Raw genomic sequence first — 16,894 nt, 5'->3', positions numbered from 1 at the left:
AACTGCTCTGGTCCGGACAGATCAGAACAGACCCTCAATCTGGCCGTTGTCATCCAGCCGGATATGATTTGCGGACGGCACGCGCGGCAGGCCGGGCATGGTCATGATCTCACCGCAGATTGCCACAATGAAGCCGGCGCCGGCAGACAGGCGCACTTCGCGGACCGGCAGGCTGTGGCCTGTCGGTGCGCCGCGCAGCTGCGGATCGGTGGAGAAGGAATACTGGGTCTTGGCCATGCAGACCGGAAGGTCGCCGAAACCGTCGGCTTCCCAGCGCTTGAGCTGATCACGCACGGATTTGTCGGCCAGCACTTCGTCGGCCCGGTAGATCCGCTTTGCCACCGTCTCGATCTTTTCGAACAGGGACAGGCCGTCTTCGTAGAGAGGCGCGAACTGCGCTGCGCCGCTTTCAGCCAGCTCCGAAACGCGTACGGCGAGTTCTTCTGTACCGGCTGAGCCGTTGGCCCAGTGGGTTGCGAGGATTGCGTCGACGCCAAGATCGGCGCAGTAATCCTTGACCGCCTGAACTTCGGCTTCCGTGTCGGCCGTGAAGTGGTTGATGGCAACAACCGCGGGCACGCCGAACTGTTTCACGTTTTCGATGTGGCGCCCAAGGTTGGCGCAGCCCTTGACGACGGCGTCGACATTTTCCGCGCCGAGATCTTCCTTGGCGATGCCGCCATTCATCTTCAGCGCCTTGATCGTTGCAACGATCACGACCGCGTCTGGCGACAGGCCCGCCTTGCGGCACTTGATGTCGAAGAATTTCTCAGCACCGAGATCGGCACCGAAACCCGCTTCCGTGACGACATAGTCAGCAAGCTTCAGAGCGGTCTGGGTGGCGACGACGGAATTACAGCCATGGGCGATGTTCGCGAACGGGCCGCCGTGAATGAAGGCCGGATTGTTTTCCAGGGTCTGCACCAGGTTCGGCTGCAGCGCTTCCTTCAAAAGCACGGTCATTGCACCGTCTGCTTCCAGGTCGCGCGCGTAGATGGGCGTGCGGTCGCGGCGATAGGCAACGATGATGTCGCCAAGACGCTTCTGCAGGTCTTCCAGGTCGGTGGCAAGGCAAAGGATCGCCATGATCTCTGAAGCAACCGTGATGTCGAAGCCGCCTTCGCGCGGGAAGCCGTTGGCGACGCCACCGAGTGAACACACGATCGAACGCAGGGCACGGTCGTTCATGTCGAGCACGCGGCGCCAGGTCACGCGGCGCTGGTCGATGCCGAGTTCGTTGCCCCAGTAAATGTGGTTCTCGATCAACGCGGAAAGGAGGTTGTGAGCCGACGTAATGGCGTGGAAGTCGCCCGTGAAATGCAGGTTGATGTCTTCCATCGGCACGACCTGCGCATAGCCGCCACCGGCCGCGCCGCCCTTCATGCCGAAGCACGGGCCGAGAGAAGGTTCGCGCAGGCAGATCATGGCGTTCTTGCCGATCTTGTTGAGGCCGTCACCCAAACCCACTGTAGTCGTGGTCTTGCCTTCGCCGGCCGGGGTCGGGTTGATCGCGGTGACAAGGATCAGTTTGCCGTTCTCGCGCTCGCCCAGGCCGTCGATGAATTCTGCCGATACCTTGGCCTTGGTGCGGCCGTAGGGCAGGAGGGATTCATCGGGAATGTTCAGACGGTCGCCGATCTCCTGGATCGGCTTCATCTTGGCTGCACGGGCAATTTCGATATCGCTTGCCATATGGATTCTCCGCGGCGTGTCCTAAAAAACTGGCTTAAGTCAAGCGGGTGCACACCCCGCCAACATCCGACGGCACGCTATGTGAGAGCGCGGTGCAGCATGTGTTCCGAATACGACAGGATGCACTCCGGAAACGACGATGACGATTGAGCGAGAAATCCGGCTAAGGAAATGGCGGGATCGAGCGCGAAAAACTTCGTTACAAAAAAGAGAATTGCAAAGTCCAGCGAAACGGATTTAAGTTCCGTTATGACAGATTCAGACATTCTTTCCCGTCTTCCGGAACGCCTGAAACAGGCGCGGCGCGCCCAGGGTCTTTCCTTGGAAGCCGTCGAAAAACGCTCCGGTGTCTCACGGTCCATGGTCAGCCAGATCGAGCGCGGGGAATCGAACCCGACCGTTGCGACCTTGCTCAACCTGACCAGAGCGCTGAATGTCGATTTTGCCGGATTGCTGGGAGAAGACGTCTCGGAAGACAGGGTCGAGATCTTGCATGAGCACATGACACCATCGCTGGACCGCGCCGGCGACGGCTGCAAGATCCGGATCCTCTCGCCCCCGCAGGACACGGGAAAGCTGGAAGTCTACGAACTGATCTTTGCCAGCGGCGGCAAGCTGGACAGCAAGCCGCATGAGCGGGGAACAAATGAACGGCTGATCGCGGAAGAAGGGCGCCTGGAGGTGACCTCCGGCGATGCCAAGGGTGTCATCAACAAGGGGGACACGGCGCGCTATGCCGCCGACGTCCCCCATTGCATTGAAGCTCTGGACGGACCGGCCCGCGCAATCCTGATGGTGGTGAAGTTCTAGCAAGCCCGCTTTGTTGCTGCACCAATAACGAACGAATTAATTTTCCGTCATAGTGGAAATCTTTTCTTTTATCACGCAGAAAAAATCCGATATAGTGGACACAAATTCCATTTTGCTGGAGTAATGCTGTGTCTGATGCATTCCTGACCCATATTGCCGACACCCTGAAAGGGATCGAGGCTGAAGGGCTATACAAGACGGAACGCCTGATCTCCTCGCCGCAAGGCGGCCGGATCACCGTTGGCGGGCGTGAAGTTATTAATCTGTGTGCCAACAACTATCTCGGCCTTGCCGACCACCCGGCTCTTGAAGAAGCTGCCCGAAAGGCTTTGGAGCCCAAGGGCTATGGCATGGCGTCTGTGCGCTTCATTTGCGGGACGCAGGACATTCACCGGGAGCTGGAACAGCGCCTGGCAAAATTCCTGGGCAAGGACGACGCCATCCTGTTCGCCGCCTGTTTCGATGCCAATGGCGGCCTGTTTGAACCGTTGCTGGGACCGGAGGACGCGATCATATCGGACGCGCTCAATCACGCGTCGATCATCGACGGCATCCGGCTCTGCAAGGCCAAGCGCTATCGCTATGCAAATTCCGATATGACGGATCTGGAAGCGAAGCTGACCGAAGCGCGCGAAGCGGGCGCCCGGCACATCATGATTGCCACGGACGGCGTTTTTTCCATGGACGGATATCTGGCCAAGCTGCCGGAAATCACGGCGCTCGCCAGGAAGTATGATGCGGTCGTGATGGTGGACGATTGTCACGCCACCGGCTTCATGGGACCGAAGGGCGAGGGCACACCGGCTCACTTTGGTGTTGATGTGGACATCCTGACCGGAACGCTCGGCAAGGCGCTCGGCGGCGGCATCGGTGGCTATATCGCCGGTCCACAGCCCGTCATCGACTTGCTGCGCCAGCGCGCGCGCCCGTATCTTTTCTCAAACTCCCTGCCGCCCGCCGTGGTCATGAGCGGCCTGGAAGCGATCCGTCTGGTGGAAGAAGGCGACGACCTGCGCCGCAAGCTTTTCGACAATGCCGACTACTGGCGCACCGGACTGGAAGCGCTCGGCTTTGAGTTGCTGCCCGGCGAGCACCCGATCATTCCGGTCATGCTCGGCGAGGCTCCGCTGGCGCAGGCCATGGCAGCACAACTGTTCGAAGAGGGCGTCTATGTCTCCGGCTTCTTCTTCCCTGTTGTGCCTCGCGGGCAGGCACGGATCAGGACCCAGATGAACGCGTCACTGACGCGCAATGATCTGGACCGTGCACTGGAAGCTTTTGAAAAGGCAGGCAAGACGACGGGAGTATTGTCATGAGCAGCAATCAGATGAAAGCGCTCTGCAAGTCGGAGCCGCGTGAAGGTCTTTGGATGACCCGCGCACCGGTGCCGGAGATCGGGCCTGACGACGTTCTGATCAAGATCAACAAGACCGGGATCTGCGGCACGGATATTCATATCTGGAACTGGGACGATTGGGCCTCGAAGACCGTTCCAGTGCCGCTGATAACGGGCCACGAGTTTGCAGGTGAAATTGTCGAACTCGGCAGGAACGTGACCGAGTTCGAAGTCGGCCAGCGCTGTTCGGGTGAGGGGCACCTGATTGGAAAGCAATCCCGTCAGTCCCGTGCCGGCAAGTTTCACCTTGATCCTGAAACGCGCGGCATCGGCGTCAACGAACAGGGCGCATTTGCCGAATATCTGTGCCTCCCGGCATTTAACGTTGTGCCGCTGCCGGATGAGATTGACGACGAAATCGGTGCAATTCTCGATCCGCTCGGCAACGCTGTTCACACGGCCCTGAGCTTCGATCTCGTCGGCGAAGACGTGCTGATCACCGGCGCCGGACCGATCGGGATCATGGCAGCTGCCGTCGCGCGCCACGTCGGTGCGCGCAATGTGGTCATTACGGACATCAATCAGGCCCGGCTTGATCTTGCAACAAAAGTGGTCGACGTCGTTCCGGTGAATGTTGCCGAACAGGACCTCAAGGGCATCGAGCAAAAACTCGGCATGCGTGAAGGGTTCGATGTCGGGCTTGAAATGTCCGGCAATCAGATTGCGCTCGATCAGATGGTCGAGAACCTTGTCATGGGCGGGCGCATCGCGTTGCTGGGCATTCCGCCGGGCAAGTCTCCGGTCGACTGGTCGCGCATCGTTTTCAAGGCGATCACGATCAAGGGTGTCTACGGGCGGGAGATTTTCGAGACCTGGTACAAGATGATCGCCATGCTGCAGAACGGCCTCGACGTACGCAACGTGATCACCCACCGGTTTGGCGTCGACGATTTCGAAGACGGATTTGCCGCCATGAAATCGGGCGAGGCCGGCAAGGTGGTTCTGAACTGGGCCTGAGAGCGAACTGCGCGCGAGTGTCATCCCGGCCAAGCATAGCGCGAGCCGAGACTACTCATTTGCAGAGGCTGGCTGTCGAGCTATGGCGCAGCTGCAGGCGATTAATAGCCTCCGGCAAGCTGACAGGCAAGTGTCCCCAGGCTCTGCGCTGTCGCTTGACCGGGGTGACTGTCAGCGTGCCATTGCTAAGATGTTCGACCTCATCCTGAGGAGGACCGTAGGGTCCGTCTCGAAGGATGGCAGCAACAAAGTCCCACAAAGCAACATGCCAGGATGAAGTCATCCGGGCGACGGTCGGAGTGGAAAGCGCCGGATCGCAGACCTAAGCAAAGCCGGATTTCTGCGGCAGGCCCATTTTTTTCAATATCATCACGACCGGGCACAAGCCGGTGAAGGAGGCCTGAACGAGATGCGCTCCGAGGATCCCGGTCAGCCATAGCCAGTTGAGATTGACGTAAACGGCGAGCAGCACCGACGCGACGATCAGCGTGCCGACCACAAGAAGAATGCCTCTTTCAACAGTCATGGATCGCTCCTTATTTCAAAAGTTCGAATTATTGAAACTATAGTCACCAGGCACTTTGCGCGCCAGTCGGAAAAGGCCTGCGAGCGCATTCGCCGCAGTCACAAATGCGCGAACACCGCCAAAGTGCAACGGACCGTCAGTGGCGCGATCCGCTGAAGGTTGGCGCCTCTTGCGGACGGTTGTCGTGATCTGCAAGTGAAAGCGGCCATGTGCCCCCATATCTTTCAATCCAGCAGTTGGATTGGAGACAGCGATCATGTCGTCACAGTTTCAGAAAACCGCCCTGGTGACAGGTGCGTCTGCCGGAATGGGCAAGGACGCGGCCTTCAGGCTGATCAATGAAGGGTACACGGTCTACGTGGCCGCCCGCCGCCTGGAAAAAATGCGCGATCTGGAAGAAGCGGGCGCGCACCTGATCGCAATGGACATCTCCAGCGATAAGGATGTTCTGGCCGCCGTTGAGCAAATCCACAACGAGTGCGGCGGCGTCGGTGTTCTGGTCAACAATGCCGGGTTTGGCATGTACGGGGCGATCGAAGACACCAGTCTCGGCGAAGCCCGTTACCAGTTTGAAGTCAACCTGTTTGGACTTGCCCGGCTGACTCAGCTGCTTCTGCCGGCGATGCGCGAAAACGGCTTCGGCAAGATCATCAATGTCAGCTCGGTTGGCGGCAAGATCTATTCTCCCCTCGGCGCCTGGTATCATGCCACCAAACACGCTCTTGAAGGCTGGTCGGATTGTCTGCGCCTGGAAGTCGCACAGTTCGGAATTGATGTGATCATCATCGAACCCGGCATCATTCTCACCGAATTCGGCGATGTCGTCAGCAGCCCCATGCTGGAGCGGTCAGGGTCGGGCCCCTATGCCAGCATGGCCGATGCCAGCGCGAAAGCCATGTCCGGCGCCTACAAGGACGGCGTCGGCTCTCCACCGGGCGTCATTTCCGACCTGATCATGAAATCCATCAAGACCGGTAAACCGCGGACGCGCTATCACGGCGGCAAAATGGCCGCAATGTTGCTGTTCTTCCGTCACTGGTTGCCTGATCGTGCTTTTGACCGTCTGATCATGAGTCAGGTAAAGCGGGTGATGAAGGAGGCCTGAATGAAGCACCCGGCCACTAAGTTCACAATCGACATTGGCTGGGCCGGACTGATGGCGGCCCTCGGCATCAACACCGATGACCTGCTGCGTCATGCCGGTCTGCCGCCCGGGCTTCTGTCCCAATCGACACCGGAGCTGGAGACCGAGGCCTATTTCCGGTTATGGAGCAGTCTTGAAACGCTCATGGACGATCCGGTGCTGCCGCTCACGCTCGTTCAGGCGTTTGCTCCCGAAGCTTTCAGCCCGCCGCTCTTTGCCGCCTATTGCAGTCCCAATCTCAAGGTCGCACTGGAACGGTTGAGCACATACAAGCCGATCATCTGCCCCATGACGCTGGAACTGGAGCGGACCGATACGGAGATGTCGGTCACGCTTAAAATGGCCGATCATTTCGAGTTGCCGACGAATTTTGTGCTGATGGAACTGGTGTTCCTGGTCCATCTAGGACGCACGGCAACGCACCAGGCGGTTTCGCCGGCAAGGGTGGAGGCAAAAACTCCGCCTGACGCAATCTCGGCCTACCGGTCTTTCTTCGGCGTGCCTGTCGTTGCCGGCGAAGAAAACAGAATCGTTTTCCGCAAGGCCGATACGGAACTGCCGTTTCTGAGCGTCAACAATGCGCTCTTCGCCGTATTCGAGCCGGTCCTGAAGAAGCGGCTGAGCGAGCTGGAACAGAACGCAACGCTGTCCGAGCGCGTCCGGGCGAGCCTTTCGGAAATGATGGCCGGCGGCTTGACGGGAATTGACGATGTTGCCGGGCGCCTTGCCATGAGCCCGCGAACTCTTCAGCGCAAACTTGCCCGCGAAGGCACGAACTTTCAGGCGATCCTCAACAAGGTACGTGCGGATATCGCGACGATCTACCTCCAGAAAACCCATTATTCCAATGCGGAAATCGCATTCCTTCTTGGGTATGACGACCCGAATTCCTTTATCCGGGCGTTTCACGGCTGGACGGGCTCAACACCCGAAGCAAGCCGGCAGGCATTCATGGCGTCCTGATGCCTTTTCATTAACCAAGCGACGCATTTGCAACAGGATTTGATCACGCTTCGATTGATTATGCTCAATTCGAGTATTATGTTTTGTGTGACCGAGGAGTTCGGTTGACACACAAACAGTTCGAGGGAGTCTCGAATGTCCAGATATGACTACGGCGTGTTCGTGGGCCGTTTCCAGCCACTTCATGTGGGGCACGAAACGGTGGTTCGCGCAGCGCTGGAAAAGGTCGACACCTTGATCGTCCTGATCGGATCTGCGCGCCAGGCACGTGATCCGCGAAATCCCTTCACTTTTGCCGAACGCGAAGACATGTTCTCGAAAGTCTTCAAGCATGAGATCGCGACAGGCAGGCTCATTGTGGCACCCGTTGCGGATCATCCGTATTCGGACGCGGCCTGGTGCGCCGAAGTACAGCGCAGTGTGAATGACATCGTGCTGGCGGACTACAACAAGACCGGCGTCGTTCTGCACGGCCTCAAGGACATCAAAATCGCACTGGCCGGATACGGCAAGGATCGCACGAGCTACTATCTGAAACTGTTTCCCGAGTGGGGCAACATCCAGTTGGACAGCCAGCACGGGACCTTTTCATCGACTGATGTGCGCAAACAACTGTTTCAGCGTATTCCGGCGGTCTCACGGTCCGTTCTGTCGGAAGAAGTTGCTGACTGGCTGGAAGCGTTTTCCCTGACGCAGACCTTCCGACAATTGCTCCAGGAAGCCGAGTATCTGGAGGCCTATCCGAGGGAATGGGGCAAAGGCCCGTTTGTCACTGTTGATGCGGTTGTCATCCAGTCCGGCAATATACTTCTTGTGGAGCGCGGCCAGGCACCGGGCGAGGGCCTGTTTGCCTTGCCGGGCGGCTTTCTGGATCCGCGCGAAAGCATCCGTGATGCTGCCATTCGCGAATTGAAGGAAGAGACCGCAATCAGCGATCACAAGGGTGAAATTCCGCCGGCGATGCTCGCTTCGTTTATCGACGGGACCAAAACCCGGGTGTTCGATCATCCGGACAGGTCCTTGCGCGGACGCATCGTCACCCATGCTTTTTTGTTCCGGCTTCCTGAGCGCCGCGAACTCTTCTCCGTAACCGGAGGAGACGACGCCCGCGCAGCAAGTTGGCATCGCCTCGGTGACCTTTGTCCCGAACAGTTCTTTGAAGATCACTGGTCGATCATCGATGTCATGGCCGACCTTTGAAACACCGGCAGGGGAGTCCTGCCGGAAACCGAATAATGTCACGTGAGGAGTTCACAATGACCAATCCTCTTTTGGCGACCGACAGCTATAAACAGTCGCACTTCAAGCAATACCCACCGGAAGCCCGAATTGTGTCTGCCTATGTTGAAGCGCGCCACAACGGGTTTTCCGACAAGGTCCTGTTCTTTGGACTTCAGTCCTACCTGAAGAAAACGTTGCTCACGCCGATCACGGCGGCAGATATCGAACAGGCGCGCCAGATTTGCGCGGTGCATGGCGTGCCATTCAATCATGTCGGCTGGAAGGCGATCCTTCACGATCACGGCGGCTTTTTCCCTCTGGAGATCAAGGCATTGCCGGAGGGAACGCTCGTACCGAGCGGCGTGCCCATGGTGCAAGTGGAAAACACCGACGATCGCATGCCGTGGCTGACGACCTGGGTAGAGACCGCACTACTGCGTTCGGTCTGGTATCCGTCCACCGTCGCGACCTTGTCCTACAAGGCCAAGAAAGCGATCTATCGCGGGCTTATGGAAACATCGGAAGACCCTGACGGTCAGATCCCGTTCAAGCTGCACGACTTTGGCGCGCGGGGCGTGTCTTCTGCCGAAAGCGCTGCGCTCGGCGGGATGGCGCATCTGGTCAATTTCGTTGGAACCGACACGATGGAGAGCCTGGAGGCTGCCATGGCCTTTTATTCCGCCGATGTGGCGGGCCTTTCCATTCCAGCGGCCGAGCACTCCACTATGACAAGCTGGGGACCAGAGCGCGAACAGGAAGCCTATGCGAACATGCTTGACCAGTTCGCGCAGAAAGACCGGCTCGTGGCTGTCGTTTCCGATAGCTACGATATTGACCACGCAGTTGGCGAAATCTGGTGCGGTACGCTGAAGGAAAAGGTGCTCCGCTCCGGAGTGACCGTGGTGATCCGTCCAGATTCCGGCAACCCGGTTAAAACACCCATTCGTGTCCTGGAAATGCTTTGGAACAGCTATGGCGGGCACGAGAATTCAAAGGGCGCAAAGGTCCTCAACCCGGCAGTCAGGGTCATTCAGGGCGACGGCATGACGTTGAAGACCATCGAGAAGCTCGTCGGCGAACTGGTGGAGCAAAAATGGTCAGTCGACAACATTGCTTTTGGCATGGGTGGCGGGCTGCTGCAGCATGTCAACCGCGATACAATGCGCTTTGCGATGAAAGCCAACGCCATGAGGGTTGCGGACGGAACCTGGCGCGATATCTCCAAGAATCCCGCGACCGATCCGGCAAAAGCGTCCAAGGCCGGCCGACAGGCGGTCATTGAGGCGACTGGAAAACTAACCTCTGTCAGGCAAGATGCGCTTGGATTGAGACAGGATCACTTGCAGGTGGCCTACCGCAATGGCGAGCTTGTGCGGGACCAGAGTTTCGTAGACGTGCGGGCGCGCGCCTATTCGGAACTGCTGACAGAGGTTTCCGGATAACACCAAAGAAATGGCTTTGCAGGCAGTTCAATCAATGCTGCCTGCAGACCCTTACCTTTGTCAGGGGGACGTCTCGCGCAACCAGTCCCTGTCGAAGCCGACTTCGGAACACCCGCTGAACCTGGCAATCCGTTGGAGTTCTGCCTCCAGTTTTGACACTCGTCCCTTGCCGGTTCGGATACCTTTTTCGGGCCAGAAGGCGCGCACCTGAAGGCAGCCTTCGTCCCTTTGTGCCTTCATGTCGATCCGCCCGATCAGCCCGTCTCCCTCCATGACGGGAAAGACATAGTAGCCATATTGCCGTTTGGGTTCGGGAACGAAGATCTCGATCCGGTAGAAAAACCCGAACAGCCGCTCGGCGCGCTTCCGGTCCCTGAGGGCCGGGTCAAAGGGGGACAGGACACGCACTCTGGAGGGTGGATCGGGCGCATCGTCGAATTCGGCCAGAGTGTCCGGATAGAGGAACACCCGCCTTGCCGCACCGCCATCGCACTCGATCTCGGCTTCAATGATCCGTCCATCTTTCAATGCGTCCTGGCACCAGATCTTGGCCTCATGCGGGGTGATCAGGTCCCAAAATGCGGAGATCTCGCCGGAGGTTGCAAATCCGAGCCTGTCCAGCGCGGATCTTGCCGCCCAGTCGATTGTCTCGTCCGGATCCGGATGATGCAGCCTGTGCTGTTCAGGAATGACGCGCTCGGTCAGGTCATAAACTTTCTGAAACCCGTTTCGCCGGCAGACCGACAATTCGCCCGAACGCCACAAAAATTCCAGGGCTGTCTTGGAGGGATGCCACTCCCACCAGCCGCCGGATCCTCTCTTTTCGTCTTCCCCGACGGTTGCAGAGGTGACCGGCCCGTGCTCGCTTATTCTCTTCAGCACATCCTCGAGTTTTTCCTCAAACTCGTTCTGGTGCCAGTTGCGCCAGCGATCGATAAGCTTTTCCCGGTCGCGCTTGAACCGCAATTGCCAATGGGGAAAAAAGTCCGTCGGAATGATGGACGCGTCATGCGTCCAGTGCTCGAACAGCTTTCGCTCGCGTTCAAGAAGCCGCTTGAGGTTCTTCTCCTTGTAGGCGGGCCGGCGTGCGGCGAGAATCATGTGGTGGGCACGGGCGACCGTGTTGATGCTGTCAACCTGCACGAAACCCAGCTCATCAATGACATCCGACAGATCGTCTCCCTTGCCGCTGCCTTTGGGGTGCGCGCAAAGACCGTGTTTTTTCAGAAAGAGGCGGCGGGCATTCGAGTTGGACACTCGTGGTAGGGCAGGGGCTGACATCCCGGGAAGCTAGCACCATCATACCTGCCGGGGAATCTGATTTGCGAGCACTGCCACCTGAAAGCGATTCAGCTGGGGATGACGACCCGCGTGGCGCAACGGCACCAAACAGAAAACCTCGGCCATAGAATCGGTCGCCTTGTTGCGACACATCCGTGCTTTGGTTTACTTGAAGACACAAAACCGCTGAAACAGCGTGAGACAGGGAATAGGACGCGGGTGTGACTGAACTTCTGGGAATGAGCCCGCCACTTCTGCTGATTGCGTTTCTCGTTTTTGTCCTCGCCGGTTTCGTCAAGGGACTTGTCGGCCTTGGCCTGCCCACGATCGGCCTTGGCCTGATAACCGTTTTCGTCGGGGTCGAAAAGGCGATCGTATTGATCCTCTGGCCCGCGTTTTTGACCAACGCCTGGCAGGGCTTTTCCGGTGGGCATCTGGTCCCGATCGTCACCCGGATCTGGCCGTTTCTTCTGACGGCAGTTCTCACGCTGGCGGCAGGTACCTTCATTCTCACACAGATCCCGGAAGGCGCGGCGGACTTGGTCCTGGGGCTTTTGATGGTGGCCTACGCGGTGCCGATGCTGGCCGGACTGTCGTTCTCGCTTCCCGAACGAAGCGTCACACCGGTCGGCATTGTGATCGGGCTGATAAACGGAGTGTTTTCCGGCCTCACCGGATCCTACACGGTGCCCGGTGTGATGTATCTTCAGGCTCTCGGATTGAAACGAGACGAACTCATACAGGCAATGGGCCTGTTTTTCCTGCTCTCGACTGTCGCGCTGGGCGCCTCCCTGGGAGGCTTTGGTCTGATGAGCGGGCGCGACGCCTTTGCCTCGCTTGTGCTGGTCATACCGGCGTTGTCAGGTGTCTGGGTCGGGCAGAAGATCCGGCGACGGGTGTCAGAGGCAGTTTTCCGACGATTGATCCTGAGCGCGATCCTGGGGCTTGGCATATATCTGGTCCCGCTGGGACTCTGGCGGCTCTATTGAACAAAAAAACGCCGCATCGCTGCGGCGTTTTCTGGTTTGTTCTGCAATTGGTTGGTTACTTGGCCACCAGCCGCATGGGCGTTGCTGTACCGACGCCGGATGTCGTCTTGGTATTGGCCCACTGGTACGACTGCCGCTCTTCCGTCGGCGTGCACAAGAAGCGTTCCCGGTAGCATTTTGTGAAGTGCGACGTGGACGCGAACCCGCACGCCAGGGCGACGTCGAGAACCGGACGGCTGGTCCGGCGCAGCAGGTCACGGGCCGTCTCGAGACGAAGGCGCAAATAATACTGGCCAGGTGTGCAGTTGAAATGACGGCGGAACAAGCGTTCCAGCTGGCGGGGAGACAGGTTGACCGTCATGGCGAGCTGCTGGCAGCTCAGCGGGTCTTCGATATGAAAATCCATGATCCGGATGGCATCCAGGATCTTGGCGTTGGAAATGCCGGTGCGTGCCTCGATATCGTGGCGCTGCGCCGACTCGCCGGAGCGCATGTTCTGGTAAAGGGCCACCTCTGCGACTTCATGCGCAAGGTAGGCACCGTGCTGGATTGCGATCAGCCGCAACATCATGTCGAGAGATGCCATGCCGCCCGCGCAGGTGATGCAGTTGCGGTCGATGGCAAATATGTCCGAGGTAACCTCGACATCAGGAAATTCTTCCCTGAGCGACCGCAGATTTTCCCAATGGATTGTGCAACGGCGGCCATCAAGAAGATTGTAGCGCGCAAGCAGATAAGCGCCGGTACAGATGGCACCGAAGGTTCGGCCCATGGCATTGAGGCGTCGAAGCTTGTTGCCGAGGTCTGAGTCGAGCGGCAGTCGTTCGACATCGATACCAGTACACAACAGTGTTATATCTGCATCGACAAGTTCACGAATAGCTTTATTCACCATGACTTCGCAGCCGTTGCTGGCAACGACTGAATTTCCGTCAAGGGAATAAGTTGTCCAAGTGTAATACTCTCGGCCAAGAAGACGATTTGCTAAGCGGAGTGGTTCAATGACGCTTGCGAATGCGTTCATTGAAAACCTGTCCATGAGCACAAATGCTATGGATTGGCCTGATTCTTCGTGCGCGCGTCCGGACATTTACTTTGCCTCATTGGAAGGTATTATTAGGCATTTTTATTGAGCTTTCAGTAATTTTTGCATTTTCTATTTGTCTGTCAAATAAAAAAAACAGCGGCAAAGATCATTCTCGAGTTTGTCATAAACGAACGCGAAAACTTGCCAGGAGCGTGATACGCAGTTCATCTACGGTTGACGAAGAGTTTCGCCGGAGCGAAAAGGCATTTTGAAGTCTCGAAACGCTTCGCCCTGGCGATGGAAAAAAGCGCTTGTGGACCGGTGATGTGCACTCAATCCCCGGTCCATGCCGGATCTGTCGAAAGACGTGATCTGAAACTCGGTATTTTTGGATGAATTTTTTGCAAATTCGCCGATTCGTGGTTCCGGGTTGCTTCAAGTCAATGATCGGGTGGGCTAAATGGAGCATAAGCCACGATGCGCGATGACCCACGGAATTCGACGAATATGAACGTACTTGCAAAACCTGCCGATCTTGAAGCCGCTGCACCGGCCGGTGTCTTCATAGAAGAAGTCACGACCGTCCAGCATTATACGGACCGTTTGTTCCGGTTTCGGATGACCCGCCCGGCGAGCTTTCGCTTCCGGTCAGGCGAGTTCGTCATGATCGGCTTGCTGATCAACGGCAAGCCGCTTTACAGGGCCTATTCTATTGCCAGCCCGGCCTGGGATGAGGAACTGGAGTTCTTTTCGATCAAGGTTCCGGACGGCCCGCTGACATCGCACCTTCAGAAAATTCAGCCCGGTGATGCGGTCCTGATGAAGAAGAAGCCGACGGGTACGCTGGTGAATGACGCTCTCATTCCCGGAAAACGGCTTTACATGTTCTCAACGGGAACAGGTATTGCGCCCTTTGCCAGCCTGATCCGCGACCCTGAAACGTATGAAAAATTCGATCAGGTCATCCTGACGCATACGTGCCGCGAAGTTGCCGAATTGAAGTATGGCGAGGATCTGGTCGAGGAAACCATCAACGATCCGCTGATCGGCGAATTCGCCAAGGACAAGCTGGTGCATTACACCTCCGTAACGCGCGAGGATTTCCCGCGCCAGGGCCGGATCACGGATCTTATCAAGTCCGGCAAGCTGTTTGAGGACCTTGGCGTTCCGCCGCTCGACCCGGCAATCGACCGCGGCATGATTTGCGGTTCCATGGACATGATCAAGGACACCAAGGTTCTTCTTGAGGAAGCTGGTTTGACGGAAGGCGCAAACAACAAGCCGGCGGAATTCGTCGTCGAGCGCGCATTTGTCGGTTAAGCTTTCCGGCATTCAACAGCTCCGGAAGCACCGGATATTTCAGAAGGCCCGCAACTTCGCGGGCCTTGTCTGTTTTTCTTAGTTTTTTAAGGTTTTCCAAAGAAAGCACGCCGCATGTCCACAAGTTCTCCGTTGTCGGGTGGACAGGCCTAGTCTCCAATGGCAAGACAATAAGCAGATAACCAGAACAAGCGCGGAAAACTGAGCGCGCGGTCTCCAAGGGTAGCTAAGGTAATTGCCATGATCTCCGACAACCGAATTTATGTGATTGCCGAAATCGGCATCAATCATAACGGTGATATCGACAAAGCCCTGGAGATGATCCGCTGCGCAAAGGCTTCGGGTTGCAATGCGGTCAAGTTTCAAAAGCGAACCATAGACGTGGTCTATACCGAGCTTGAACTGGCCAAAGCGCGCGACAATGTCTTCGGCCCGACCAACGGTGATCTGAAACGCGGTCTTGAATTCGGCAAGGCCGAGTACGATGCGATTGACAGGCTTGCAAAAGACCTTGAGATCGACTGGCTTGCTTCTCCGTGGGACGAGGCATCCGTTGATTTTCTCATGCAGTACCAGTCGCGCTATCTGAAAATCGCTTCGGCGATGGTCATGGATCGTGATTTCCTGGTTCACTGCGCAAAGACCAAACGGCCGCTGCTGGTTTCGACCGGCATGTGCGACCTACCGATGATCGTGCGTGCGGTGGAGGCGATTGAAGATGCAGGCGGCGAGATTGCCTGCCTCTACCATTGCACCTCGACCTATCCGACGGTCGACGAAGAGATAAACCTCCTGGGGATCAGAACCCTGCAGGACACCTTTCCGCATCTCTCGATCGGTTTCTCAGGGCATGAGAGTGGCATCATGCCAAGCGTGTGCGCAGCAGCCATGGGGGCAGTCTCCATTGAGCGCCACGTAACGCTTGATCGTTCCGACTGGGGTTCGGACCAGAAAGCGTCTCTCGAGATGGATGAGCTTGCCGAGCTCGTTGGTCAGTTGCGGCGGCTTGAAGTCGTGCGCGGGGACGGCAGTCTGAAATTCTATGATGACGAAAAGCCCATCGCAGAGAAGCTGAGGCGCAATGACACGCTTCAGGCGGAGACGATCGACTTTCCGCCGGAACGTGCGACGGCTTGAAGCCTTTCCATAAGATCAAATCACAGCGTCGGGTTTTCTGGCGAGCGCAATCAGGGTGTCGCTCCTGTCACGCTGGATCAGATTGCGCCGATAGGCTGCGTCCGCTTCGTCATTGACCAGATGGGCGTATTTGTCATGACCACCCGGTTTGCCGTGTTGCAGCCAGTAGAGATGGTTCGCAAGACCGTATCTTTGGAAGCCGCTCACTGAAATGTCGACAAACCCTGCCGCATTCAGGAAGGCCGCGAGGCTTGCCTGCGTGTGCAGGACCATGTGCTCGCTCCAATAGGTGAAATCGCAATAGGCGGCGGATTGTATGTCTTCCGTCAGAAAGTCCCGGGCGTGGGGCACTTCGACGAACACCTGTCCGCCAGGGGCAAGCTGATCGAAGATTGCACGCAATATGCCGATCTGGTCCGGAATGTGCTCAAGAACATGAAACAAAGTGACCAGGTCAAACGGAACCGGGGCGTGAGAAATATCAGTGTAAAGGGAAACCTTGTCACCCAACCGTTGGCCGATCAGATCGCAAAGGTCCTTTCGAATCTCGACGCCACTGACGCTCCTGGCCGCAGAAACGACGTGGTCCAGATAGAGCCCGCGGCCTGTTCCGAAATCACAGATATTCCGCCCTGAGACCAGATCGATGGACTGTGCAAGACGTCTGTCGAGATCATCATTGCGCTTCAGCGTAAGCACACCTTCGCGGGTCAGGACTTCGGCATCTGCCTTGGCACTGATCGTCTTGTTGTCGTAATGAGCTTGAAGGTCGGGCAGGCGCTCCAGAAAAATCACGCCGCTTCTTTGGTCGCGCAGGACCGGAATGTCGCTGTCCCTGGTGCGTGGCCAGTGGACCAGTGTCGTTTCATCCGAAATCAAGCCCAGCTCTTTCAGCTGTTGTTGATACGGGGGAAGGGGGATCGGCATGGACATGAGCGGGATCTGTAAAAATTCTGTTGGTTTCAATACTCGGCCTGAATAAGCGTCAA

Annotated in this window: 15 protein-coding genes; 10 read left to right on the top strand and 5 right to left on the bottom strand. The window is 57.3% G+C overall.

What is annotated here, in order from left to right:
- Positions 1–21: 21 nt before the first annotated feature.
- Positions 22–1,692 (bottom strand): formate--tetrahydrofolate ligase, encoded by a 1,671-nt coding sequence (locus tag RBB47_RS07355; protein ID WP_305985120.1) that lies wholly within the window; start codon positions 1,690–1,692, stop codon positions 22–24.
- A gap of 249 nt (positions 1,693–1,941) precedes the next feature.
- On the opposite strand from RBB47_RS07355, the gene RBB47_RS07350 reads away from it, so the two are divergent.
- The 3 genes from RBB47_RS07350 to tdh all read left to right on the top strand — a co-directional run bounded on the left by RBB47_RS07350 (position 1,942) and on the right by tdh (position 4,855).
- Positions 1,942–2,502 (top strand): helix-turn-helix domain-containing protein, encoded by a 561-nt coding sequence (locus RBB47_RS07350; protein WP_305985119.1) that lies wholly within the window; start codon positions 1,942–1,944, stop codon positions 2,500–2,502.
- Positions 2,503–2,630: 128 nt separating this feature from the next.
- Positions 2,631–3,818, top strand: coding sequence for a glycine C-acetyltransferase (locus RBB47_RS07345; protein WP_305985118.1), 1,188 nt, complete (start codon positions 2,631–2,633; stop codon positions 3,816–3,818).
- Complete coding sequence (tdh, locus tag RBB47_RS07340; RefSeq protein ID WP_305985117.1) at positions 3,815–4,855, top strand: L-threonine 3-dehydrogenase; 1,041 nt, start codon at positions 3,815–3,817, stop codon at positions 4,853–4,855. The genes RBB47_RS07345 and tdh overlap by 4 nt, the downstream gene beginning before the upstream one ends.
- Before the next feature lie 322 nt (positions 4,856–5,177).
- Here the strand turns inward: tdh and RBB47_RS07335 are convergent, their stop codons facing one another.
- Positions 5,178–5,381 (bottom strand): DUF2892 domain-containing protein, encoded by a 204-nt coding sequence (locus RBB47_RS07335; RefSeq protein ID WP_305985116.1) that lies wholly within the window; start codon positions 5,379–5,381, stop codon positions 5,178–5,180.
- A 256-nt stretch (positions 5,382–5,637) separates the two neighbouring features.
- On the opposite strand from RBB47_RS07335, the gene RBB47_RS07330 reads away from it, so the two are divergent.
- From RBB47_RS07330 to RBB47_RS07315, 4 genes are all read left to right on the top strand, one after another.
- The gene (locus RBB47_RS07330) at positions 5,638–6,486 is read left to right on the top strand and encodes an oxidoreductase (RefSeq protein WP_305985115.1); all 849 of its coding nucleotides are present in this window, start codon (positions 5,638–5,640) and stop codon (positions 6,484–6,486) included.
- Positions 6,487–7,488, top strand: a complete 1,002-nt coding sequence (locus tag RBB47_RS07325; RefSeq protein WP_305985114.1) for an AraC family transcriptional regulator — start codon at positions 6,487–6,489, stop codon at positions 7,486–7,488.
- 135 nt (positions 7,489–7,623) lie between these two features.
- Entirely contained in the window at positions 7,624–8,688 is a 1,065-nt protein-coding gene (locus RBB47_RS07320; RefSeq protein ID WP_305985113.1) for a bifunctional nicotinamide-nucleotide adenylyltransferase/Nudix hydroxylase, read from the top strand.
- A gap of 56 nt (positions 8,689–8,744) precedes the next feature.
- A complete protein-coding gene (locus RBB47_RS07315; RefSeq protein WP_305985112.1) occupies positions 8,745–10,151 on the top strand; it encodes a nicotinate phosphoribosyltransferase in 1,407 nt (468 codons plus the stop codon).
- Positions 10,152–10,211: 60 nt separating this feature from the next.
- Here RBB47_RS07315 and RBB47_RS07310 read toward each other — a convergent pair whose 3' ends face one another.
- Complete coding sequence (locus RBB47_RS07310; RefSeq protein ID WP_305985111.1) at positions 10,212–11,432, bottom strand: winged helix-turn-helix domain-containing protein; 1,221 nt, start codon at positions 11,430–11,432, stop codon at positions 10,212–10,214.
- Positions 11,433–11,653: 221 nt separating this feature from the next.
- On the opposite strand from RBB47_RS07310, the gene RBB47_RS07305 reads away from it, so the two are divergent.
- Positions 11,654–12,421: a sulfite exporter TauE/SafE family protein gene (locus tag RBB47_RS07305; protein WP_305985110.1), complete on the top strand. Its 768-nt coding sequence runs from the start codon at positions 11,654–11,656 to the stop codon at positions 12,419–12,421.
- Positions 12,422–12,476: 55 nt separating this feature from the next.
- On the opposite strand, the gene RBB47_RS07300 is transcribed toward RBB47_RS07305, so the two are convergent.
- Positions 12,477–13,445 (bottom strand): GlxA family transcriptional regulator, encoded by a 969-nt coding sequence (locus RBB47_RS07300; RefSeq protein WP_305985109.1) that lies wholly within the window; start codon positions 13,443–13,445, stop codon positions 12,477–12,479.
- Between the two features lie 510 nt (positions 13,446–13,955).
- Between RBB47_RS07300 and RBB47_RS07295 the strand changes: the two genes are divergently transcribed.
- Complete coding sequence (locus RBB47_RS07295; protein WP_305985108.1) at positions 13,956–14,768, top strand: ferredoxin--NADP reductase; 813 nt, start codon at positions 13,956–13,958, stop codon at positions 14,766–14,768.
- Positions 14,769–15,008: 240 nt separating this feature from the next.
- Positions 15,009–15,905: an N-acetylneuraminate synthase family protein gene (locus tag RBB47_RS07290; protein WP_305985107.1), complete on the top strand. Its 897-nt coding sequence runs from the start codon at positions 15,009–15,011 to the stop codon at positions 15,903–15,905.
- A gap of 15 nt (positions 15,906–15,920) precedes the next feature.
- On the opposite strand, the gene RBB47_RS07285 is transcribed toward RBB47_RS07290, so the two are convergent.
- A complete protein-coding gene (locus RBB47_RS07285; RefSeq protein WP_305985106.1) occupies positions 15,921–16,784 on the bottom strand; it encodes a class I SAM-dependent methyltransferase in 864 nt (287 codons plus the stop codon).
- Positions 16,785–16,894: the final 110 nt, after the last annotated feature.

The organism is Roseibium sp. MMSF_3544 (assembly GCF_030732845.1).
Lineage (GTDB): Bacteria > Pseudomonadota > Alphaproteobacteria > Rhizobiales > Stappiaceae > Roseibium.
This window is presented reverse-complemented; position numbering and strand designations above follow the sequence as displayed.

Coding starts and splice junctions, on each gene's coding strand:
- RBB47_RS07355 (WP_305985120.1), bottom strand. CDS start 1,692: ATGGCAAGCGATATCGAAATTGCCCGTGCAGCCAAGATGAAGCCGATC.
- RBB47_RS07350 (WP_305985119.1), top strand. CDS start 1,942: ATGACAGATTCAGACATTCTTTCCCGTCTTCCGGAACGCCTGAAACAG.
- tdh (WP_305985117.1), top strand. CDS start 3,815: ATGAGCAGCAATCAGATGAAAGCGCTCTGCAAGTCGGAGCCGCGTGAA.
- RBB47_RS07335 (WP_305985116.1), bottom strand. CDS start 5,381: ATGACTGTTGAAAGAGGCATTCTTCTTGTGGTCGGCACGCTGATCGTC.
- RBB47_RS07330 (WP_305985115.1), top strand. CDS start 5,638: ATGTCGTCACAGTTTCAGAAAACCGCCCTGGTGACAGGTGCGTCTGCC.
- RBB47_RS07325 (WP_305985114.1), top strand. CDS start 6,487: ATGAAGCACCCGGCCACTAAGTTCACAATCGACATTGGCTGGGCCGGA.
- RBB47_RS07320 (WP_305985113.1), top strand. CDS start 7,624: ATGTCCAGATATGACTACGGCGTGTTCGTGGGCCGTTTCCAGCCACTT.
- RBB47_RS07315 (WP_305985112.1), top strand. CDS start 8,745: ATGACCAATCCTCTTTTGGCGACCGACAGCTATAAACAGTCGCACTTC.
- RBB47_RS07310 (WP_305985111.1), bottom strand. CDS start 11,432: ATGTCAGCCCCTGCCCTACCACGAGTGTCCAACTCGAATGCCCGCCGC.
- RBB47_RS07300 (WP_305985109.1), bottom strand. CDS start 13,445: ATGAACGCATTCGCAAGCGTCATTGAACCACTCCGCTTAGCAAATCGT.
- RBB47_RS07295 (WP_305985108.1), top strand. CDS start 13,956: ATGAACGTACTTGCAAAACCTGCCGATCTTGAAGCCGCTGCACCGGCC.
- RBB47_RS07290 (WP_305985107.1), top strand. CDS start 15,009: ATGATCTCCGACAACCGAATTTATGTGATTGCCGAAATCGGCATCAAT.